Origin of the sequence: Variovorax frigidus (assembly GCF_051216515.1) — a bacterium.
GTDB lineage: Bacteria > Pseudomonadota > Gammaproteobacteria > Burkholderiales > Burkholderiaceae_C > Variovorax.
Genome location: NZ_JBPJZF010000004.1, coordinates 226,171 through 247,093 on the forward strand (window position 1 = coordinate 226,171; position 20,923 = coordinate 247,093).

Annotated in this window: 21 protein-coding genes and 1 pseudogene; 11 read left to right on the top strand and 11 right to left on the bottom strand. The window is 69.5% G+C overall.

From position 1 onward, the window contains the following. Positions 1–205: 205 nt before the first annotated feature. Positions 206–1,966 carry a bifunctional metallophosphatase/5'-nucleotidase gene (locus ACSFBC_RS13325; RefSeq protein ID WP_435511175.1) on the top strand — a complete coding sequence of 587 codons (1,761 nt, stop codon included), beginning with the start codon at positions 206–208 and terminating at the stop codon, positions 1,964–1,966. On the opposite strand, the gene ACSFBC_RS13330 is transcribed toward ACSFBC_RS13325, so the two are convergent. Then, positions 1,967–2,563 carry a TetR/AcrR family transcriptional regulator gene (locus ACSFBC_RS13330; RefSeq protein ID WP_435510809.1) on the bottom strand — a complete coding sequence of 199 codons (597 nt, stop codon included), beginning with the start codon at positions 2,561–2,563 and terminating at the stop codon, positions 1,967–1,969. A 120-nt stretch (positions 2,564–2,683) separates the two neighbouring features. On the opposite strand from ACSFBC_RS13330, the gene ACSFBC_RS13335 reads away from it, so the two are divergent. Beyond that, positions 2,684–3,520, top strand: a complete 837-nt coding sequence (locus ACSFBC_RS13335; protein ID WP_435510810.1) for a metal-dependent hydrolase — start codon at positions 2,684–2,686, stop codon at positions 3,518–3,520. 39 nt (positions 3,521–3,559) lie between these two features. On the opposite strand, the gene ACSFBC_RS13340 is transcribed toward ACSFBC_RS13335, so the two are convergent. The 4 genes from ACSFBC_RS13340 to ACSFBC_RS13355 form a co-directional block, all read right to left on the bottom strand. After that, a complete protein-coding gene (locus tag ACSFBC_RS13340) occupies positions 3,560–6,076 on the bottom strand; it encodes a TonB-dependent siderophore receptor (protein WP_435510811.1) in 2,517 nt (838 codons plus the stop codon). A gap of 92 nt (positions 6,077–6,168) precedes the next feature. Continuing rightward, the gene (locus ACSFBC_RS13345) at positions 6,169–7,176 is read right to left on the bottom strand and encodes a FecR domain-containing protein (RefSeq protein WP_435510812.1); all 1,008 of its coding nucleotides are present in this window, start codon (positions 7,174–7,176) and stop codon (positions 6,169–6,171) included. After that, positions 7,173–7,688 carry a sigma-70 family RNA polymerase sigma factor gene (locus ACSFBC_RS13350; RefSeq protein WP_435510813.1) on the bottom strand — a complete coding sequence of 172 codons (516 nt, stop codon included), beginning with the start codon at positions 7,686–7,688 and terminating at the stop codon, positions 7,173–7,175. Before ACSFBC_RS13350 ends, ACSFBC_RS13345 begins: the two co-directional genes overlap by 4 nt. Positions 7,689–7,770: 82 nt before the next feature. Beyond that, positions 7,771–8,247, bottom strand: coding sequence for an Lrp/AsnC family transcriptional regulator (locus tag ACSFBC_RS13355; protein WP_435510814.1), 477 nt, complete (start codon positions 8,245–8,247; stop codon positions 7,771–7,773). Between the two features lie 116 nt (positions 8,248–8,363). On the opposite strand from ACSFBC_RS13355, the gene ACSFBC_RS13360 reads away from it, so the two are divergent. Further along, the gene (locus ACSFBC_RS13360; RefSeq protein WP_435510815.1) at positions 8,364–8,984 is read left to right on the top strand and encodes a LysE family translocator; all 621 of its coding nucleotides are present in this window, start codon (positions 8,364–8,366) and stop codon (positions 8,982–8,984) included. A gap of 24 nt (positions 8,985–9,008) precedes the next feature. Here ACSFBC_RS13360 and ACSFBC_RS13365 read toward each other — a convergent pair whose 3' ends face one another. Continuing rightward, complete coding sequence (locus tag ACSFBC_RS13365; protein ID WP_435510816.1) at positions 9,009–9,509, bottom strand: MarR family winged helix-turn-helix transcriptional regulator; 501 nt, start codon at positions 9,507–9,509, stop codon at positions 9,009–9,011. 191 nt (positions 9,510–9,700) lie between these two features. On the opposite strand from ACSFBC_RS13365, the pseudogene ACSFBC_RS13370 reads away from it, so the two are divergent. From ACSFBC_RS13370 to ACSFBC_RS13390, 5 genes and pseudogenes are all read left to right on the top strand, one after another. Further along, positions 9,701–10,656, top strand: a pseudogene (locus ACSFBC_RS13370) (Bug family tripartite tricarboxylate transporter substrate binding protein). A 238-nt stretch (positions 10,657–10,894) separates the two neighbouring features. Next, complete coding sequence (locus tag ACSFBC_RS13375) at positions 10,895–12,211, top strand: sulfatase family protein (protein ID WP_435510817.1); 1,317 nt, start codon at positions 10,895–10,897, stop codon at positions 12,209–12,211. 24 nt (positions 12,212–12,235) lie between these two features. Beyond that, positions 12,236–12,889, top strand: coding sequence for a GAF domain-containing protein (locus tag ACSFBC_RS13380; RefSeq protein WP_435510818.1), 654 nt, complete (start codon positions 12,236–12,238; stop codon positions 12,887–12,889). A gap of 74 nt (positions 12,890–12,963) precedes the next feature. Beyond that, positions 12,964–13,221 (top strand): AbrB/MazE/SpoVT family DNA-binding domain-containing protein, encoded by a 258-nt coding sequence (locus ACSFBC_RS13385; protein WP_435510819.1) that lies wholly within the window; start codon positions 12,964–12,966, stop codon positions 13,219–13,221. A gap of 9 nt (positions 13,222–13,230) precedes the next feature. Continuing rightward, the gene (locus ACSFBC_RS13390; RefSeq protein ID WP_435510820.1) at positions 13,231–13,647 is read left to right on the top strand and encodes a PIN domain-containing protein; all 417 of its coding nucleotides are present in this window, start codon (positions 13,231–13,233) and stop codon (positions 13,645–13,647) included. A gap of 4 nt (positions 13,648–13,651) precedes the next feature. Here ACSFBC_RS13390 and ACSFBC_RS13395 read toward each other — a convergent pair whose 3' ends face one another. The 3 genes from ACSFBC_RS13395 to ACSFBC_RS13405 all read right to left on the bottom strand — a co-directional run bounded on the left by ACSFBC_RS13395 (position 13,652) and on the right by ACSFBC_RS13405 (position 15,624). Continuing rightward, positions 13,652–14,404 carry an anti-sigma factor gene (locus tag ACSFBC_RS13395; RefSeq protein ID WP_435510821.1) on the bottom strand — a complete coding sequence of 251 codons (753 nt, stop codon included), beginning with the start codon at positions 14,402–14,404 and terminating at the stop codon, positions 13,652–13,654. Next, on the bottom strand, positions 14,401–14,964 hold the full coding sequence (locus tag ACSFBC_RS13400) for a sigma-70 family RNA polymerase sigma factor (protein WP_435510822.1): 564 nt from the start codon (positions 14,962–14,964) through the stop codon (positions 14,401–14,403). The genes ACSFBC_RS13395 and ACSFBC_RS13400 overlap by 4 nt, the downstream gene beginning before the upstream one ends. A gap of 84 nt (positions 14,965–15,048) precedes the next feature. Beyond that, positions 15,049–15,624 (bottom strand): DUF3455 domain-containing protein, encoded by a 576-nt coding sequence (locus ACSFBC_RS13405; protein WP_435510823.1) that lies wholly within the window; start codon positions 15,622–15,624, stop codon positions 15,049–15,051. A gap of 324 nt (positions 15,625–15,948) precedes the next feature. Between ACSFBC_RS13405 and ACSFBC_RS13410 the strand changes: the two genes are divergently transcribed. The 3 genes from ACSFBC_RS13410 to ACSFBC_RS13420 all read left to right on the top strand — a co-directional run bounded on the left by ACSFBC_RS13410 (position 15,949) and on the right by ACSFBC_RS13420 (position 18,617). Continuing rightward, a complete protein-coding gene (locus ACSFBC_RS13410; RefSeq protein WP_435510824.1) occupies positions 15,949–16,929 on the top strand; it encodes a ferritin-like domain-containing protein in 981 nt (326 codons plus the stop codon). A 79-nt stretch (positions 16,930–17,008) separates the two neighbouring features. Then, positions 17,009–17,941, top strand: a complete 933-nt coding sequence (locus tag ACSFBC_RS13415; RefSeq protein WP_435510825.1) for a ZIP family metal transporter — start codon at positions 17,009–17,011, stop codon at positions 17,939–17,941. A gap of 106 nt (positions 17,942–18,047) precedes the next feature. Further along, a complete protein-coding gene (locus tag ACSFBC_RS13420; RefSeq protein WP_435510826.1) occupies positions 18,048–18,617 on the top strand; it encodes a hypothetical protein in 570 nt (189 codons plus the stop codon). Here ACSFBC_RS13420 and mmsB read toward each other — a convergent pair. Beyond that, the gene (gene mmsB, locus ACSFBC_RS13425) at positions 18,602–19,498 is read right to left on the bottom strand and encodes a 3-hydroxyisobutyrate dehydrogenase (RefSeq protein ID WP_435510827.1); all 897 of its coding nucleotides are present in this window, start codon (positions 19,496–19,498) and stop codon (positions 18,602–18,604) included. The two genes, ACSFBC_RS13420 and mmsB, sit on opposite strands and share 16 nt — an antisense overlap. A gap of 171 nt (positions 19,499–19,669) precedes the next feature. Then, entirely contained in the window at positions 19,670–20,785 is a 1,116-nt protein-coding gene (locus tag ACSFBC_RS13430) for an enoyl-CoA hydratase/isomerase family protein (RefSeq protein WP_435510828.1), read from the bottom strand. Positions 20,786–20,923: the final 138 nt, after the last annotated feature.

Sequence of the window (20,923 nt, forward strand, 5' to 3'; positions counted from 1 at the left end):
GCGCTGTTTGCTGCGGGACACGCCGGTACGAAGGCATGCATCTCGTTGGAATCGCCTGGCCATTGCTGCCATGCAAAAATCCGACACGCGAAGCGTACGCGTCATCACGCGGTCACGCGCCCTTCCGACCATCGGTCTTCCCCCACATTGGAGTTTGGAGATGCGCCTGCTCTGGCGAAAGCCTTGGCCAGTCGGCATCCTGCTGATGACGGCGCTGGTCGCCTGCAGCACGCCTCCCGGAGAAGCAGACGCAGGCGCGGCCCCAGGCGCCACCGTCCGCTCGTCGCTGACCCTCAAGCTCATCGCCTTCAACGACCTCCACGGCAACCTGGAACCGCCCAAGCTCGCCATCGCGGCGCCCTCCGCCACCGGCGGTACGGTGGCCGTCCCGGCGGGCGGTGCGGCGTACATGGCTTCGGCCATTGCAGCCCTGAAAGCAGCGAACCCGCACCATGCCGTGGTATCGGCCGGCGACATGATCGGCGCCTCGCCGCTGGTGTCGGCGCTGTTCCTCGACGAACCGACCATCGAGGCGGTGAACGCGATGCAGATCGATTTCAATGCGGTCGGCAACCACGAGTTCGACAAGGGCCAGGCCGAACTGCTGCGCATGCAGCATGGCGGCTGCGCGAAGTACACAGCGCTCGCGCCCTGCCAGGTGAACGCCGCCTTCGGGGGCGCCAACTTCGGCTTTCTCGCGGCCAACACGGTGAAAGGCGACGGCACCACGCTGTTCCCGGCCACGGGGCTCAAGACCTTCAGGCAGGGCGACGCGAAAGTCACGGTGGGCTTCATCGGCCTGACGCTCAAGGCCACGCCGACCGCGGTCACGCCCGCGGGCGTGGCGGGGCTCGCGTTCCAGGACGAGGCCGACACGGCCAATGCGCTGATCCCCGGCCTGCGCGCACAGGGCGCCGACGTGATCGTGGTGGTGATGCACGAGGGCGGCACGACCACCGGGGGCTACAACGACAACACCTGTGCCGGGCTCAGCGGCAATGTGCGGCCGATCCTCGACCGGCTCGACGCGGGTGTCGACGTGGTGATCTCCGGCCACACGCACAGCGCCTACGTCTGCGACTACGGCCGGATCAATCCGGCCAAGCCCTTTCTGCTGACCAGCGCAGGCCAGTACGGCACGCTGCTCACCGACATCGACCTGGTGGTGGACACGACGACGCGCAAGGTCACTGCGAAGTCGGCGAACAACCGGATCGTCCAGGGCGAGGCCTTCACGCGCGGCGCGAGCACGGTGGCGCTGAGCGAGCACTACCCGCGCTTCGCGGCCGATGCCGGCATCGAAGCATTGATCGCGCGCTACCGCGCGGTCGCGGCACCGTTGGTGCAGCGCGTGGTGGGTCGGCTCACGGCACCGGCCCCCCGCGCGCTCACGGCGTCGCGCGAGAGCGTGCTGGGCAACCTGATTGCCGACTCGCAGCTGGCGGCCACGGCGCCCGCGGCCAAGGGCGGCGCACAGATCGCGTTCATGAATCCGGGCGGCGTGCGCGCGGACCTGGTGCCCGGAGCGAGCGGCGAATTGCGCTACGGCCAGTTGTTCAGCGTGCAGCCCTTCGGCAACAGCCTGGTGGTGAAGACGCTGACGGGCGCGCAGATCCGCGCCCTGCTCGAGCAGCAGTTCGCCAGCGGCACCAACACCGTGGCCACGCCGCGCGTGCTGCTGCCCTCGCGCGGCTTCCGCTACCGCTACGACCTGTCGCGGCCGGCTGGCCAGCGCATCGACGGGATGGCGCTCAATGGCGTGCCGCTGGCCGACGGCGGCGCCTACCGCGTGACCATGAACAGCTTCCTGGCCAGCGGCGGCGACAACTTCACGGTGTTCAACCAGGGCACCGAGGTGCTCGGCGGCGACCTGGACATCGACGCCTTCGAGGCCTACCTCCAGGCCCACCCGGCGCTCGTGCCGCCCGCGGCCGACCGCATCACGGCGATCGGCACGGCACGCTGATCAGCGCGGCTCGGCCACGGCGCGGATCAAGCGCGTGGCCGGCGCGACCAGCGCGCGCAGGTCGCTGGAGCGGTCCTGCTCCACGGCCTGCAGGATCAGCTCATTGATGCCGCCGACCACGGCCATCGCGAGTTCGGGCGACAGGCGCGCGCCGCCTTCCGAGCCGGTGGCCAGCGCCACGAAGCTCGCGATCTGCGCGTTGACCTTGCGGCGCACCGCTAGGCCGGCCAGACCCAGGCCCAGGATCTCGACGAACAGCGTCTTGAGCAGCACCGGGTCCTGCGCGAGGAAATCGAGGTAGGCCGTGACCGCATGCTCGACCTGTGTCTGCCACGGTTGCAGCGGATCGACCGCCGCGCTCAGCACCATCAGCGCCTGCTCGCTCGCCGATTCGTAGAGCGCGATCAGGCAGTCGGCCTTGGTCGCGAAATGCTCGTAGAAGCTGCGCCGCGACACCGCGGCCTCGCGCACGATGTCGGCGATGGTCGTGTCGGCATAGCCCTTGGCCGCCACCGCCTTCGCCATGCCTTCGAGCAAACGGTAGTGATGCGCGTGCTGCAGTTCGGCGTGCTCTGAGGCGGTGTCGGTGGACGTCATGCGGCCTGATTGTCGAAGGGGTTGGTACTTGACAGTACCAGATCGGTCGCTCACGATGACGGTACGCAACCGTACCAACACCTGCCAGCATCCATTGGCCAGCCCACACACCGTACCGCCATGACCGATCTCGTCGTCCGCCGCCTGCTCATCGACCTGCAACCGCCCTTCGCGCGCGACTGGTGCGGCGGCGATGCCTTCTCGACCGCGTTCTTCAACGCGCTCTCCATGAGCTTTCCCTACGGCGAGCAGTTCTTCATCGATGCGGTGCGCGACACCGTCGAGACGCTGCCGCCTGAACTGCAGGCGCGGCACCGGGCCGAGGTCAAGGGCTTCATCGGGCAGGAGGCCACGCACCGCCGCATCCACGCGCTGTTCAACGAACAGCTCGAACGCCAGGGCCTGGTCGATCGCTGGACGCCGCGCGCCATGGCACGCATGAAGGCGCTGGATGGTGCCGACCCGCGCCATGCGCTGGCGATCACCGCCGCGACCGAGCACTTCACCGCGATGTTCGCCGACTGGCTGCTGGCCCGCCCGCAGGTGCTCGACGGCGCCGAGCCGCGGCTGAAGACGATGTGGCTCTGGCATTGCGCGGAGGAATCCGAGCACAAGAACACGGCCTTCGATCTCTACCGCGCGGCGGGCGGCTCGCAGGCCTGGCGCACGCGATGGTTCCGGCGCGTGACGACCATGTTCCTCGCCGACCTCGCGCGGCAGACCGTGGCCAACCTGCGCCACGAAGGCCAGCTGTGGAAGTGGGCGACCTGGCGCAGCGGCGCGCGCATCCTGCTGGGGCGCGACGGCCTGCTGCGCGGCAACGTCCCGGCCTGGCGCGCCTACTTCCGCGCAGATTTTCATCCGTCGCAGCACGACAGCGGCCTGTCCGAGCGCTGGCTCCGCGACAACACGGCGGTGTTCGAGCCGGTGAACGCGCCGCGGGCGGCCGCCGGCTGAGCTGCAGCCGGCGGCCGGCGCGGCCGGCGCTGCCTGCCCTTACCAGCTGTAGCCAGCCGTCAGGTAGACGCTGCGGCCTTCGCCGTAGTAGCAGCCCGCGGCCGCGAGGCAGGTGGCGACGTATTCCTTGTCCGCGAGGTTGGCGATGTTGAGCGCCAGCCGCACGCCCTTGAGCGAAGGCCGCACGCGGCCCAGGTCCCAGCGCAGCGCCGCGTCGTACATGGTCACGCCCGGCACGCGGTAGACGTTGGCGTTGTCGCCGAAGGTCGCGCTGGTGTGCCGCTCGCCCACACCGAAGGCCAGGCCAGCCAGCGCCTCCGATTGGAAGCTGTAGTCGAGCCAGGCCGCGGCCTGGCGCTCGGGCACGTAGGCGAAGCGCTTGCCCAGCGTGCTGGCGCCCGAGGCATTGGGGTTGGCGCGCGTGACCCGGCTGTCGGTGTAGGCGTAGGAAGCGATCAGGTCCAGGCCGCGCGCGATCGGGCCGCGCGCTTCCAGTTCGAGCCCGCGCACGCGCACCTCGCCGGTCTGCTCGCTGAAGGAGCGGCTCAGCGGATCGGGCGTCAGCACGTTGGCCTGCGTGAGCTCGTAGGCGGCGGCGGTGAACAGCGCCTTCGAGCCCACGGGCTGATACTTCACGCCAACTTCGGTCTGCTTGCCCTGCGTCGGCTCGAAGACGTTGCCCAGGCGGTCGGTGCCGGCCGCGGGCTGGAACGAGGTCGAGTAGCTCAGGTAGGGCACCACGCCGCTGTCGAAGCTGTACATCAGCGCGGCGCGGCCGGTGAACTCGCCGTCGCTCTGCGTGACCTGGGTGACGCGGCCGTTGGCCGGCGTCAGCGTGCGGGTGGCCGTGTGGGCCTTGTCGTAGCGGCCGCCCAGCACCACGCTCCAGCGCTCCCAGTGCATCTGGTCCTGCAGGTAGAAGCCGGCCTGGCGGCGCTTCTGGTCGATGTGCGTGCCGACCGTGGGCACGATGCCGCTGTCGAGGCCATACACCGGCTGGTAGGCGTTGAAGGGTGTGGCAAGCACACGCAGGTTGGTCTCGTCGAAGGCCGCCTTCTCGTTGGAGAAGTCGACGCCGGCCAGCAGCGTGTGGCGCAGCGCGCCGGTGCGGAAGTCGGCCTGCAGTTGCGTGTCGACGGTCAGCATGTCGGCCTGTTCGGGGAAGGCCCAGGCATAGCGCTGCAGCGATGCCGGGTTGCACGCCGCGAGGCAGAAGGCCTGCACGCGCTGGCTCAGCGCATCGACCTTGCCGTAGCGCAGGTTCTGCCGCACGGTGAAGGTGTCGTCGAGCTTGTGTTCGGCCTCGTAGCCGATGAAGCGCTGGCGGTTGTCGTAGCGGTCGAAGCCGGGCTCGCCCACGAAGGCGCTGCGCGGCAGCGCCGCATAGCGGCTGGTGTCGAGCGTGCCGGCGGCCGGCAGGGAAGGCGCGCCGCCGCCGCCGGGCGAGTCGAGCGACTGCCAGTGCGCGAGCAGCGTGATGCGCGTGGCCTCCGAGGGACGGTAGGTCAGCGAAGGCGCGACGTAGGTCTTGCGCTCCGAGACGAAGTCATAGGCGGTGTCGGCCTCGCGGTGCAGGCCGACCAGACGGTAGCTCCAGACGCCGTCGGCATCGAGCGCGCCGCCGAGGTCGAAGGCCAGCTGCCGGCGGTTGTGGCTGCCAGCCTGGATCTCGACGTCGCGCACGGTCTCGGTCGTGGGGCGCTTGCTCACCATGTTCACCAGCCCGCCCGGCGTGGCCTGGCCGTAGAGCACCGACGACGGGCCTTTGACCACCTCGACGCGCTCCAGGCCCCAGGGCTCGATGCGTGGCTGCGAATAGCCGCGCGCGCCGAAGGGCAGGCGCAGGTTGTCGAGGTAGCGCGCGGGTGGCGTGAAGCCGCGCAGCGTGAGCCAGTCGTAGCGCAGGTCGGTGTTGCCGTACTGCGCGACGATGCCGGGCGTGTAGCGAAGGCTCTCGACCAGCGTGGTGGCGCCCTGCGCATCCATCTGGTCGCGCGTGACGACCGAGACCGATTGCGGGGTCTCGAGCAGCGGGGTGTCGGTCTTGGTGCCGCCCGTGGCTCGCCGCGCGACGAAGCCCGCGACCGGGCTCTTGCCGGTCTCTTCGCCGGCCCGGGCCGTGACCACCACGGTAAGCAGGGAGGACGCGTCGCCGTTCGAGCGCGCCTCGGGCGCGGGCGCGGGCGCGGCCGGCAGGCGTGCCACGCCGTACACATTGCCGGTGCGCGTGGCCTGCAGGCCGCTGCCGGCCAGCGCGGCCGACAGGCCTTCGGTGACCGTGAAGCGGCCGCGCACGCCGACGCTCGAGAGGCCTGCCGTGACCGAGGCATCGGTCGACAGCAGGATGCCGGCCTGGCCCGCGAACTGGCTCAGCACCGTGCCCAGCGGGCCCGGCGCGATCGCGTAGTCGCGCGCCTCGGCCGCGGGGGCCTGCGCCAGCGCAGGTGCGGCGTGCATCGCACCCGCCACCGGAAACGCGGCCAGCACGGCCTGCAGGGAACGCGCGAGCACGCGCAGGGCAAGAAAGGAAGTCGATCGGTTCTGGAACGCAGGCATGGCGGGCGGCTTTCAGGCAAGACAGAAGGGTTGTCTCCTGTGATGCCAATCGACGGCGCCAAAAGGGAACCTCCAGGTGCGAATTTTTTTCTTCAGCGTTTCACCGGCGCCGGCCCGGCCCCGACCACGGTCCACCAAGGCATGGGCCGGTGCACCTTGACCGGCAGCGTGGCCTGCAGCGCGGCCAGGATGCGCTCGGTGTCGGCCAGCGGATAGGCGCCGACGATGCGCAGCCCGGCCACCTCGGGCGCGCAGCCCAGGTAGCCCGGGCGATAGCGGCCCAGCTCGGCGATGAAGTCGCCCAGTCGCATGCCGTCGGCAACCAGCATGCCGCGGGTCCAGGCGTCTTCCTCGGGTGCGACCGGCACCGGCGCGTCGACGCGGTCGGCGAACACCCGGGCCTGCTGGCCCGCGGCCAGCGTGCGCGGCACACCGCCGGCGGTCGGCCGCGCCTCGACCGTGCCGTCGAACACCGCGAGCCGCACTGCATCGCCGTCCTCGGCGTGCCGCACCGCGAAGCGCGTGCCCAGCGCCCTGAGCCGCGCCTGCGGCACGTCGACCACCAGCGGCCGCGATGCATGGGTGTCGTCATGGCCGCTGGTGACCAGTACCTCGCCTTGGTGCAGCACGATGCGGCGCAGGCTGCCCGAAAAGTCGACGTCGAGCGCCGTGGCGGTGTTGAGCCAGAGCCGGCTGCCGTCGGCCAGCACGATCTCGCGTCGCTCGCCCGTCTGGGTGCGGTGCGCCGCGACCCAACCGCGCCAGGGCAGTGGCCCCGCGCCCAGCCAGGCCACGAGGCCCGCGACCGGCGCGACGGCCAGCGCACGCAGCGCCGTGCGACGGCGCGCGCTCGCGGCCGCGCCGCGGCCTTCGAGCGCCCGGCGTGCCGGCAGCCCGGCCAGTCCGGCGAACTCGCCCGCCACCGCTTCGACGCGCTGCCAGGCGGCGCGCTGGCGCGGGCCGGTGTCGAGCCAGCGCTGCCACTGCAGGCGCTCGGCTTCGCTGAGGCTTCCGGCCTGCAGCACGGCGAACCAATCAGCGGCCTGTTGCAGGTCCTCGAAGGCCGGCGCGCTCGACGACGACGGTGGCGTCGCCCTCATGGCTGCTCGGCCAGCAGCAGGCATTGCAGCATCGCCTGCGCCATGTACTTCTTCACCATGCGCTCCGACACCTTCAGCTGCGTGCCGATCTCGGCATAGGTCAAGCCGTCGAGCTGCGACAACAGGAAGGCAGAGCGCGCCTTGGGGTTGAGGCGGTCGAGCATGGCGTCGATGCGGCACAGGGCCTCGAGCGCCATCAGCCGCTCCTCGGGCGAAGGCGCCATCGGCTCGGGCAGCACGGCCAGCGCCTCGCGCCAGGCGCGCTCGATGTCCTGGCGGCGCCAGTGGTTCACCACCACGCCGTGCGCCAGCGTGCGCAGGAAAGCGCGCGGCTCGCCCAGCGCGAGCGCATCGCGCGACAGCATCAGCCGGACGAAGGTGTCGTGCGCCAGGTCCGCCGCGCACGATGCGCCGCCCAGGCGCCGCCGGAACCAGCCGAGCAGCCAGCCATGGTGGGCGCGGTAGATGGCGTCGATGGAGGCCGGGGTGGACGAAGGCGAGGTGACGGACACGGTGCGAACGACCCGGCCAAACCGGGGGATAAGAATCGTTCGCATTCTAGAGGGCTTTGGACGGTGGCCGCCCTGCCCCGCGTCAAGCGCGCTTCGCGGACCCGGGCGGCACCAGCTCGCGCCGCGCGATGGGCGTGGAGAACACGATGGACGTGCGTGTCTCGCCATAGCCGTTGATGGTGCCGATGAAGCGCTCGAGGTCCGCGAGGCTGGTGGCCACGACGGTCATGACATAGGAATCGGCCCCCGCGACGTGGTGGCATTCGAGCACTTCGGGCGCCTTGCGCAGGCGCTCCAGCAGCGCCTTCTTGCCGGGCTGGGTGGCCGTGATGCCGATGATGGCGCGAACCGGATAGCCCACCCGCGCCGCATCGAGCTCGACCGTGAAGCGCTGCGCGATGCCCGCCTCCTGCAGCCGCTTGAGCCGCTCCGCGGTCGCGGCCACCGAGAGGCCCGCGGCCTCGGCCAGCGTCTTCAGCGGCGCGCGCGCATCGTGCTGCAGGGCGCGCAGCAGGCGCCAGGCCGCGTCGTCCAATTCGTGCAGAGGTGTTCTTGCCATCGGCGCATTTCACCAGAAATGCAATTGCTGAAATCGGAATTTTCCGGAAGGATGCGCTGGATCGGTCGACGCGCCCCACGGATGATCGACGGCGCTTCCACCACTTTCTTTGCCCGATGCTCGACATCCAGAACCACGGCAGCTTCATCGCCGCCATCCTCGTATTCCAGGCCGTGCCGGGCGCCGGCACGATCGCGATCCTCGACGCCACGGCCCGCGACGGCCGACGCGCGGGCATGGCCGCCGTGCTGGGCACGCTGGCCGGCGACTTCCTGTTCATGCTCGCCGCGGCCGCCGGCCTGGCCGCGCTGCTGCAGAGCCAGCCCCTGCTCTTCCAGGCGCTGCGCTGGTTCGGCGTGGCCTACCTGCTGTGGCTGGGCGTGCAGCTGCTGCGCAGTCGACCGGAGGCCGAAGGCGCGGGGCCCGCACGCTCGCAGAGCGCCAGTGCGTACTTTCGCCGCGCCTTCATGGTGAGCCTGACCAACCCCAAGGTCATGCTGTTCTTCGTGGCCTTCTTTCCCTTGTTCCTTCGGCCCGGTGCGTCCGCGCTCACGTTGCCGGTGATGATGCTGCACGTGACCGTGCTGAGCCTGGTCTACCAGGGCGCGCTGGTGCTGACGGGCCATGCCGTGGCGCGTCGCCTGGTCGCCTTTCCAGGTGCACGGCGCGTGGCGACCCGGCTCGCGGGGCTGGCCTTGATCGGGCTGGGCATCCGGCTGGCGGTGGACATCGGCTGAGGAAACGGCCCGGCGCCGACGCTTCTATGCCTTTGCGCCTCTGGTCCCACGCCGCCCACGATCCGCCTTGGGCAGCACGGCCGCATCGGCCATGCGCTCGGCCTGCGCCTGCAGGCGCTGCAGCGCCTCGTCGAAGCACTCGGCCTCGGCCGGCGACAGCGCGGCCGCGAGTTCGGTGTTGATCGCGCTCACCAGCGGGAACAGTTCTTCGTAGAGCGCGCGGCCGCGCTCGGTCAGGCACAGCGTGACCTGCCGCCGGTCGCTGGCCAGCGCCACGCGCGACACCAGCGCCTTGGCGACCAGCGAGCCGACCGCCTTCGAAGTGCGCGCGCGGTCGAGTTGCGCATGCTCGGCCAGCTGCGACGAACTCAGCGCGCCCCGGCTCGCCAGCGTGACCAGCATGCGCCACTCGCGCCGGGTGATGCCGAAGCGGCCCTCGCACAGGCGCGTGACCATGCGGCCGGTCACGGCCATCAGGCGCGAGAGGCGGTACAGAAGCAGTGCTTCCAGCGGTGGCGAGGTCATGGTCGACAAGAACGCGGCGGTGACGGGTTAGGGGTTAGGGGTTAGTCCCGACGATGGTTGATTTGATCCATCGACTGTAGCGTCGCCAGAATCGTCAGCGTCGGCTTTGCGTCCACGACGGCCTCGCCCCCACCACGGAGATCTCCCCCATGACCACGCCCTTCTCTTCCACCCGGCGCCTCACGCGCCGCATGGCCGGCCTCGTGGCCGTTGCCGGCCTGTTCACCACAGGCATGACGAGCGTTCACGCGCAGGCCCAACTCGACAGCCCGCTGCGCATCGTCGTGGGCTATGCACCCGGCGGCGCGACCGACCGCGTGGCGCGCATCGTGGGCGACAAGCTGGCCGCGAAGCTGGGCGTGCCGGTGGTGGTCGACAACAAGCCCGGCGCGGGCGGCCGCCTGGCCGCGCAGCAGGTGAAGAACACGCCGGCCAACCAGAACGTGCTGATGCTGGCCAACCCCGCGGTGATGGTGGTGGCGCCGCTGGTCTTCAAGGACAACGGCTACGACGCCGAGCGCGACTTCGTGCCGGTCTCGCATGTCAACGATTACGACTTCGCGCTGGCCGTGTCGCCCACGCTGCCGGTGCGCGAGCTGAGCCATCTGCTGGCCTGGATGCGCGCCAACCCCGGGCAGGCCAACGTCGGCGTGCCCGCGACCGGCAGCCTGCCGCACTTCTTCGCGCTGATGGTGGGCGAGCAGGCCAAGGTGCAGACGCAGGTGATCGGCTACCGCGGCTCGGCGCCGCTGCTCAACGACCTGCTGGGCGGCCAGGTGCCGGTGGCCATCGACACCTCCGACGTGGTGCTTCCGCAGCACGAGGCCGGCAAGCTGCGCATCCTCGCGCTGTCGGGCGCGCAGCGCTCGCCCTTCGCGCCGAAGATCCCGACCTTCAAGGAGGCCGGGTTGGACCTGGCCGCCACCGGCTGGAACACCTTCTTCGCGCCCGCGAGCATGCCCGGGGACAAGGTGGACAAGCTGTCGCGGCTGATCCATGAAGTGATGCAGGACCCGGACACCACGCGCCGCTTCAAGGACCGCTGATGACGCCGGTGGTCAGCACGCAGGCGCAGACCGCCGCCATGCTCAAGGCCTACCGCGCGCAGTGGGCGCCGGTGGTGCAGAAGTCCGGCTACCAGCCATGAAGACGGCTCACCCCCAGTCTTCGCGCACTTCGTGTCGCTACGCCAACCCCCTTCCAGGGGGCAACACCAGCGGCCCGGCAAAGCCGGTTCCGCGGTGTCACTGGTCTCACCCCCAGTCTTCGCGCACTTCGTGTCGCTACGCCAACCCCCTTCCAGGGGGCAACACCAGCGGCCCGGCAAAGCCGGTTCCGCGGTGTTCCTCGAAAGGGTTTTGCGGACTTGCTGCGCGGGTCTTTCCATGAAGAAACCCAATATCGTCTTCATCGTGGCCGACGACCTGGGCTATGCCGACCTCGGCTGCTACGGCGGACGCGACGCGGTGTTCGGGCCCGTGTCGCCGGTGCTCGACGGCCTCGCGGCCCGGGGACTCAAGCTCACGCAGGGCTACGCGAACTCGCCGGTGTGTTCGCCCACGCGCTTCGCGATGATCACCGCGCGCTACCAGTACCGGCTGCGCGGCGCGGCCGAGGAGCCGATCCGCAGCGACAGCCGCGGCAGCACCGCGCTGGGCCTGCCGCCCGAGCACCCGACGCTGCCTTCGCTGCTGCGGGACGGCGGCTACCGTACCGCGCTGATCGGCAAATGGCACCTGGGCTACCCGCCGCATTTCGGGCCGCTGCGCTCGGGCTACGAAGAGTTCTTCGGGCCGCTGTCGGGCGGCGTCGACTACTTCACGCACTGCGACTCCTCGGGCCGCCACGACCTCTGGTCCGGTGACGAAGACGCGCAGCACGAGGGCTACCTCACCGACCTGCTGTCGCAGCGCGCGGTCGACTATGTCGAGCGCATGGCCAAGCAGGACGCGCCCTTCTTCCTGAGCCTGCACTACACCGCGCCGCACTGGCCCTGGGAGACGCGCGACGACGCGGCCAAGGCGCCCGCGGTGAAGGACAACCTGTTCGACCTGGCCGGCGGCAACATCCACGTCTACCGCCGCATGGTCCATCACATGGACGAAGGCATCGGCCGATTGATGGCCGCGCTCGAGAAGCACGGCCTGGCCGAGGACACGCTGGTGGTCTTCACCAGCGACAACGGCGGCGAACGCTTCTCCGACAGCTGGCCGCTGGTGGGCGGCAAGATGGACCTGACCGAGGGCGGCATCCGCGTGCCCTGGATCGCGCACTGGCCCGCGGTGATCTCGCCGGGCGGCGAGAGCCGGCAGCTCTGCATGACGATGGACTGGTCGGCCACCATGCTCGACGCGGCCGGTGTGGCGGCCGCGCCCGGCTACGCGCTCGACGGCGTGTCGCTGATGCCGGTGCTGCGCGATGCGGCACACAGCTTCGATCGCCCGCTGCACTGGCGCATGAACCACCGCGGCCAGCAGGCGCTGCGCCACGGCGACTGGAAATACCTGCGGGTCGACGGCAACGAGTACCTGTTCAACATCCCGGCCGACGAACGCGAGCGCGCCAACCTCGCGCGGCGCGAGCCCGGGCGGCTGGCACAGATGCGCGCCGACTGGGAGGCCTGGAACGCGCGCATGCCGGCGATTCCGGCGGATGCGACGGTGAGTCTGGGGTACTCGGTCAAGGACATGCCACAACGCTGAGCGTCATGGCCCTAGACTCGCTTCATGCCGATGCCCACCCGTTTCCACAAAGAGCGCGCACTGCGGGCGGCCGGCGTGCCGGTGCAGCCCTATCCCTCGCCGGCGCGCATCGACGATGAGCCGCAGGCTGCGGCCGATCGGCGCTTTCTCGACGCCTGCGCCTCCTGGGACGCCGAGATCGACCGGCATTACCTGCAACTGGCGCAGCAGCTGCCGGCCACGCCGCCCAGCCCGGAGGTCCAGGCCTTCCTCGACCGTTGTGCCGGCCAGGGCCTCAAGGCTGCGCTGGCCGATCTCAATGGCCGCGTGCCGCACCGCTACACGGCGCTCTACCGGCTCGAGGATGCGCAGTTGAAGAACGTCGAACTTGTCGACAAGGCCGGCGAGCTGCGCCCCGAGTTCCTGGCGTCGGTGCCGTTGACCGACAGCTTCTGCCAGTTCGTGCTGCGCGATGGCGTGTTCCTGACCGAGGATTCGGCGCAGGACGACCGGCTCGACGGCCACCCCTACAAGGGCGTGATGGTGGCCTACCACGGCGTGCCGGTGATCGATGGGGCAGGCGAACTCTTCGGCTCGCTGTGCCATTTCGACGTGCAGATGCAGCCGTTGAGCGACGAGGAGTTCGGTCACCTCCAGGGCATCGCCCAGGCGCTCGCGCTGATCCTGCCCGCGCGCTGAGCGCGCGCCGCCCTCCAGCAACCCGCAGCGCTGGGCAGCTCCTATAATTCCTTACCTGTTGTAAGGAGCAAGAAATGGCCATTGCCACCATGACCAGCAAGGGACAGATCACGATGCCCCTGTCTGTGCGCAAAGCGCTCGGCCTGCAGCCGGGCGCCAAAGTGGACTTCATCGCACAAGGTGACGGCTTCAAGGTCGTTGCACTCGATACGCATGTGTCAACGCTCAAGGGTCGGTTCGCAGGGCGCGTTGCCAAGCCCGTTAGCATCGAAACGATGAACCGGGCCATCGCCGAGGCCTCATCGTCGGGCCATCGCAAACCGCCGCGCTGAGACCGGCACATGATCGGCCTCGACACCAACGTGCTCGTGCGCTACCTGGCGCAGGATGACCCCAAGCAGTCGGCCATCGCCACGCGATTCATCGAAACCCAACTCGACGAGCGCGTGCCAGGCTTCATCAGCCTGGTCGTTCTTGTCGAGCTGTGCTGGGTGCTGGAGCGAATCTACGACGTGACGGCAGCAGAAATCGGCGAGATGGTCAATGACCTGCTGAACACACCGACCTTCCATCTGCAGCACCGTGAAGCCGTACACGAAGCAGCTCGACAACTGCTCACGGCGCGGACCACCAAGGCGCAGGGCGCAGGCTTTGCAGACCGTGTGATTGCACAAGTCGCATTGAAAGAGGGCTGCTCGTCGACCATGAGCTTCGACCGCGCCGCAGTGCGCAGCGCCGGCATGACGCTGCTGACCTGAGGGCCTACAGCACCTTGACCGCGCGCCCGATGAACTGGATCGGCCCGGTCGGCCGGTCGAGCGGCGAGCCATTGGCGGGTTCGAGGGTCAGCTCGAACAACTGATTCGCCTCCAGCGGCGGCAGCTTGTCGAGCGCCACGCGCAAGGGCTGGCCCGGCGTGACCAGGCCCAGCGACACCGGGCCGCGCCAGGCGTCGGCCTTGGTCCAGAACTGCAGCGACTTGTCGCTGGGCACCACGACCGTGCCCAGCGGGATCAGGCTCAACTGTTCCTGCTGACGGCCGCCGGTCTGCACCACCCAACCAGGCGCCTTGTCCTGCGGTGCGACCAGCACCACCATGTACTGCGGCACCGCAGGGGCCTGCACACGCAGCACCAGCACGGCGGCCATCACCGCCGCGGCGGCGAAGCCCGTGCCGGCCAGGCCGCGCCAGAGGTTCAGGTTGTTCCACCAGTCCTGCACGCCCGAGACGGCGCGGCGGGTGTTCGCCGAGACCGAGGCGGCCGACGGGCGCACGCTGGCCTCGATGCGCTGCCACAGCGAAGCCGACGGCTCCACCGGTTCGGCCAACGCGGTCAAGGGGTGCAGCCGCTGTTCCCAGGCATCGACCGCGTCGCGCAGCGCACGATCGCTCGCCATGCGGGACTCGACCTCGCGCCGCCTTGCCGCAGAAAGGGTGCCCAGCACGTACTCGCCGGCCAGCGACTGCAGGGCGTCGTCGTCGTTCGCAGCGTCGAAGGGGTGGTTCGGGTTCATGTCATGCACTCGCGCAGCGCGCGCATGCCGCGCTGGATCCAGGCCTTGACGGTGCCCAGCGGGGTCTTGGTGCGCTCGGCGATCTCGCCGTGCGAACAGCCATCGACATAGGCCAGCACGATGCACTCGCGCCGCCCGGGCTCCAGCTGGTCGAGACAGCCGTCGAGACGGCCAAGCTCGACGCGGGTCTCGGCCGCATCGCGTGTCGTCGCATGGTGGTCCACCGCCATTTCGTCCTCGAGCGCCGCACCGGCTTCTTCATCGACCGGCACGTCGCGCGCGTTGTTGCGAACCCAGCTCAGCGCGGCGTTGCGCACCACGCTGTAGATCCAGCCGCGGCCGGCGCCGCGCGCCGCATCGAAGGTGCCGGCGCGCTGCCAGATCGCGACAAAGGCGTCGTGCAGCACGTCTTCGGCGTACTGCCGTTGCCGCACGATGCGCAACGCCACGCCCAGCAGGTAGCGGCTCTCGCGCGCATAGATCCGTGCGAGCGCGGCCTGGTCGCCTCCCGCACAGGCGACGAGCGCGGATTCGTAGTCGAAATCGTCGGGAGCGGGCAAGGGCTTGGGGTGAGGATCGAAGGAGCCGGCATGTTAGTCGACCCCATCGCGGTCAGGCGCGAAAGCCCTTGCCGCCCCGGACGATCAGGACGCCTTCCAGAAGATGTAGTCGGCCTGGTACTTCACGGTCGTCTTCTGGCCCTTGTTCATCGGCGTGCAGGGCGTGGCCACAGGTGCCACCCCGCCGCTCAGTGCCACGCGCTGGATGTAGGTCACGCCGGTCATTGCGCCCGAACCCATGGCGGGATTGGCCTTGACCAACTGGAACGGCAGGCTGGTCGGGCCCGAGGGCGCGACCGCGAGCTGCGTGGCGGTCAGCTTGGAACCGTCGTTCGCTTCCCAGGTGGCCGGCGGGCCGTAGTACTTGCCGACCTGCTTGCCCGAGCGGTCGTTGAGCACGGCGTTGGGGCCGACGAAGACCCATTCGGTCTGGCCGGGCATGTTGGCCTTGTCGCGGCATTCGTAGCTGATGTCGCCCACGCCCACGGTTTCCCACGCCACCTTGTTGCCGGCCGGCACCTGGATGCTCGGCGGCAGGCTGGTCTGCGAGTAGGTGGACATCGCGCTCTTGTTGCTCATCGAGCCGCAGGCGGCCAGGACGGCGGCGGAAGCGACGAGCGCGGTCAGGGCGACGGGACGGAAGGAAGTCAGTTGACGCATGGGAAGCTCCTTGAAGGTTTCGGGTAGGCAGCCGTTTTCTTTGCTGCTGCAGGTACTACCCGCCAGACACCGCTTTGGATGCAGCGCCCTGTAAATATTTTTCTGCACCGCTTCCCATTGGGACTTCGCGCGTAAACCCTCGGCGCGCGGCAACGCCTGCTTACCTATGGCTGCATCCGTTCGTGCACCCCGCGCCGTACCTCCTGCAGGGCGAACGGCTTCCTGTCGATCGCCCCACCCGCTCCGCGGTGCATGTCGCACCGCGGTGGTCAACGTTGTTGCGGTGACTGCGTCGGAAACGAAGCGTGCCGCTCAGGAGATGTGATGCTTGGAATTCCTGTGACTCTGGACCTCTTGCAGAAACGCACCGAGAAGCTCGCCGACCGGCGACGCTTCTTCCGCAAGGGCGGTGGCTTCGCGGTGGGCATGGCGGGCGGCGCGATCCTCGCGGCCTGCGGCGGAGGTGGCGGCAATGCCATTGGCCAGGCCACGCCGAACGGCGGCGGGCCGAGCGATATCGACATCCTCAACTTCGCGCTGAACCTCGAATACCTCGAGGCCCAGTTCTACCAGTACGCGGTGTTCGGGACCGGCCTGCCCGAGAGCCAGCTGGGCGGCACCGGCAAGCGCGGCGCGGTGCGGGGCGGCCATGCCGTGCCCTTCAAGGACGCGGTGGTGGCGCAGTACGCCCGCGAGATCGCCAAGGACGAGGCCGACCACGTGCGCTTCCTGCGCAGCGTGCTGGGCAGTGCCGCGGTGGCGCAGCCCGACATCGACGTGAGCGCCGACATGAGCGGCGCCTTCTCGTCGGCGGCGCGCGCGGCCGGGCTGATCAAGGCGGGCGAGGCCTTCGACCCCTACGCGAGCGACGAAGCCTTCCTGTTCGGCGCCTTCATCTTCGAGGACGTGGGCGTGACCGCATACAAGGGTGCCGCGCCGCTGATCGCCAACAAGACCTACCTCGAGGCCGCGGCCGGCATCCTCGCGGCCGAGGCCTACCACGCGGGGCTGGTGCGCACGGTGCTGTACGCAAAGGGCATCGAGACGCCCTCGCTGCGCACCGGCGCCGATGCAATCTCGAACGCGCGCGATTCGCTGGACGCCTCGACCGAGGTCGACCAGGGCATCAGCGGCACGGCGGGCATGTCGAACATCGTGCCGCTCGACGACAACGGCATCGCCTACAGCCGCAGCCCGGGCGATGTGCTCAACATCGTTTACCTCACGCCCGCCGCGGCCGACAAGGGCGGCTTCTTCCCGAGCGGCGTGAACGGCACGCTCAACCTGAGCTCGGCCTTCGCCTGAGCCATCGGCGCCGGACACGCTCCACGCGCGTTCGGCGTCAACGCTCCGCTTGCCATTCCGCTGTCCCCAGGAGTCGACCATGGACCTGTCTTCGTTGCCTGCGCCTTCCATTGAACCGATCGAAGCGCCGCGTCCTGCACGGCCGCGGCGCAGCTGGCGACGATGGCTCGGTCTGGCCATCGTCTTGGCCGGTGCCGCGGCGCTGGCCTGGCAGGCCGCGCAGGCCATCGACGGCAGCGACCCGCGCATGCGCGGCGCGATTCTCGGCGGGCTGTTCGCCGCCTTCGCGACCGCGCTCGGCACCGTGCCGGTGCTGCTGTCGCAGCGGTTTTCCCAACGCACCTACGACAGCATGCTGGGCTTCGGCGCCGGCGTGATGCTGGCGGCGAGTTCGTTCTCCCTCGTGATCCCCGCGCTGGCCGCCGCCAAGGCCCAGGGTGCAGGCGGCTGGGGTGCAGGAGGCATCGTGGGCATGGGCATCCTGCTCGGTGCCGCGATGCTGCTGGCCATCGACCGGCTCGTGCCGCACGAGCATTTCGTCAAGGGACTCGAAGGCCCGCAGGCGCGCGCGCTCAAGCGCGTGTGGCTGTTCGTGCTTGCGATCTCGCTGCACAACCTGCCCGAGGGCCTGGCCATCGGCGTGGCCTTCGCGGGCTCCGACCCGGTGGGCGCGACCGCGCTCGCGGCCGGCATCTCGATCCAGGACGTGCCTGAGGGCATGGTGGTCGCGCTCGCATTGCGCAGCGTGGGCTACGGTCGCTGGATGTCGGCGGGGCTGGGCGTGCTCTCGGGCCTGGTCGAGCCGATCGCCGCCGTGTTCGGCGCGGCCGTCATCGGCATTTCCGCGAGCCTGCTGCCCTGGGGCCTGGCGCTGGCGGCCGGCGCCATGCTGTTCGTGATCAGCCACGAGATCATTCCCGAATCGCACCGCAAGGGCCACGAGGCCCATGCGACCGGCGGGCTGATGCTGGGCTTCGTCGTGATGATGCTGCTGGACACGGCGCTGGCCTGATCGGCCGGCATCCCGAGCGGCGACGACGCGGCCTCAGGCTCTTTTCCTGCAAGCCGGTCGCGGCGCGGCAGCTATGTTCGATTCTTCTCCTTTACCGACACTCGCCATGCCAGCCCACCATCCCACGGAAGAGATCGACGTCTGGTCGGTCAAAGGCCGTTTCCAGCAACTGATCTTCAGCCCCAAGGGCGCCGTCGAAGGTTTGATGATCGACACCCAGGGCGTGCCGACGCAGTTCGTCACCGACGCCCAGGACCCGGGCACGGTGGCGCTGTTCGGCGCCCTGCAGGTCGGGCAGAAGCTGGTCGTCGAAGGCACCGAAGCCGGCCCCTCTCCCAAGCATGCGAATGGGGATGCGCCGCACACCGTGTACCGCTTCGAGCGGCTGGTGAGCATCGATGGCCACCCGCCGCAGGCGGTGCCTCCGCAGGAAGGCACCATGGGCACGGTGGCTCGTTTCAACTACGCCCGGCATGGCGAAGCCAACGGCGTCGTGCTGGACAACGGCGACTTCGTGCACACGCGCCCCGGAGGCCTGAGCGTGCTGGGGCTGAAGATCGGTGACTGGGTCACCGCCGAAGGCACGGCACGCGCGCTTGCCACCGGCAGCGGCCGTGTGATCGAAGCGGTGCGTGTCAACGACCAGCTGGTGGCGCAGCGTCAGCCCTTGGACTGAACCAACTTGATCACGCTCGAGAAATCGAGCGCGCCATGGCCGGCCAGGCTGTGCGCCGCATAGAGACTGCGCGCCAGTCCGCCCAGCGGGGTCGATGCGCGCACCGCCGCAGCGTTCTCCTGGGCCAGACCCAGGTCCTTGAGCATCAGGTCGGTGCCGAAGCCGCCCGCATAGTGCTTCGATGCGGGCGCGGCTTCCATCACGCCCGGCAGCGGGTTGTACTTCTCCAATGCCCAGTTGCCGCCCGAGCTGCGCCGCATGATCTCCGACAGCACCTTCGGATCGAGCCCGTTCGCCACGCCCAGCGCGATGGCTTCCGAGGTGCCGATCATCAGGATGCCCAGCAGCATGTTGTTGCAGATCTTCGCGGTCTGGCCGGCACCGGCGGCGCCCGCATGGAAGATGTTTGCGCCCATCTTCTCCAACACCGGGCGCGCGCGCTCGAGGTCGGCCTCGCTGCCGCCGACCATGAAGGTCAGCGTGCCCGCGATGGCGCCACCCGTGCCGCCCGACACCGGTGCATCGATCACTGCCACGCCGCGCTTCGCAGCGGCTTCAGCCACCTTGCGCGAGGTGGCAGCAGCGATGGTGCTGCTGTCGATCACCAGCGTGCCCGCCGCGATCTTTTCCAGGATGCCGGGCTGGCCGTTGCTGCCCAGGTAGAGGCCTTCGACGTGCGCGCTGGCCGGCAGCATGCTGACCACGACTTCGGCGCCTTCCAGCGTGGCCGCCGCCGACGCGGCGATCGGCAGGCCGTCGGCCGCGAATTTGGCGCAGGCCTCCTTCGACAGGTCGAAGGCGCTGAGCGTGTGGCCGGCCTTGTGCAGGTTGAGGGCCATCGGGCCGCCCATGTTGCCGAGTCCGATGAATGCGATCTTCATTGCTTGTCTCCTGAAATAAACCCACCCCCGTACCTTGCTCACTTCGTGTAGCCGACTCCCCCCTCAAGGGCGCAACACCGGTGGCCCGGCAGAGCCGGTTCCACGGTGTTTCCCGAAGGGTCAACGCTGCGCTTCGCCGGGGGCGTACCCGCGAACGCAATCCGGCAGTTTCTAGACCAGCGCGACCAGCTCCGGCGCCATCTCGCCGCGCACACGCAGGTGGTCCTCGACGAAGGCCGGCGTGATCTCGGCCAGCGTGGCCGGGTTCCATTTCGGGTTGCGGTCCTTGTCGACCAGCACCGCGCGGATGCCCTCGGCGAAGTCGGCGTGGGCGCAGAAGCCCAGCGAAGCCCAGTACTCGAGCCGGAACACCTCCGCCAGCGACATGCGTGGCACGCGTTGCCACAGCGCCCACGACAGCGCCACCGAACTCGGTGCGCCCTTGGCGTAGGTCTTCACGGCCGTCTGCAGCCACGGGTCCTCGCTCTGCAGCGCACGCAGGCGCCGGTCGATGGCGAGCAGGTCCTCGCCGGCCAGCGTGGCGTTGATGAGGTCGAAGTGCTCGCGCAGCTTCGATGCGGGCGCCGCGGCGCCCTCGCCCGCCTGCGCCAGCAGTTGGGACATCAGCGCGCGGTCGGCCTCGGGCGTGCCCTTCCAGGCTGCGGTGGTGATGGCTTCGAGCACCTGCGCCTTGGCCGCATGCGGCACCAGCACATCGGCCAGGCCCGCGAAGATCGCGTCGGATGCATTCACCTGCGCGGCCGTGAACGCGAGGAACAGGCCGGTGCGGCCCGGCGCGCGGCGCAGGAACCAGCTGCCGCCCACGTCGGGGTACAGGCCGATGTTGACCTCGGGCATCGCGACGCGGCTGCCGTCGGTCACCACGCGGTGCGTGCAGCCCGCCATCAGGCCCACGCCGCCCCCCATCACGATGCCGTGGCCCCAGCAGACCAGCGGCTTGGGGAAGGTGTGGATCAGGTGGTCGAGTTCGTATTCCTCGCCGAAGAAGCGCTCGGCGTATTCGTTGCGCTCGGCCTTGCAGTCCAGCAGCGTCTGGTAGAGCTGGCGCAGGTCGCCGCCCGCGCAGAAGGCCTTCTCGCCGGCCGCGTCCATCAGCACACCGACGATGCCGGCATCGGCCGCCCATGCGCGCAGCTGGGGCGTGAGCAGGCGCACCATGTCGACCGACAGCGCATTCAGCGAGGCCGGTGCATTGAGCGTGGCGATGCCGAAGCGCTGGCCGTTGGCGGTGGGGATTTCTTTGAACAGAACTACAGGGTCGGTCATAAGCAAGGTGATTGAATACGGGGACTGGACGCAGAGGACGCAGAGGTTTCGCAGAAAGAGGCCCAAAGGAAATCAGAATCGCCTGGTTTCATTCCCTGCGTTCTTTTGCGTCCTCTGCGAGATCTTCGCGTCCTCTGC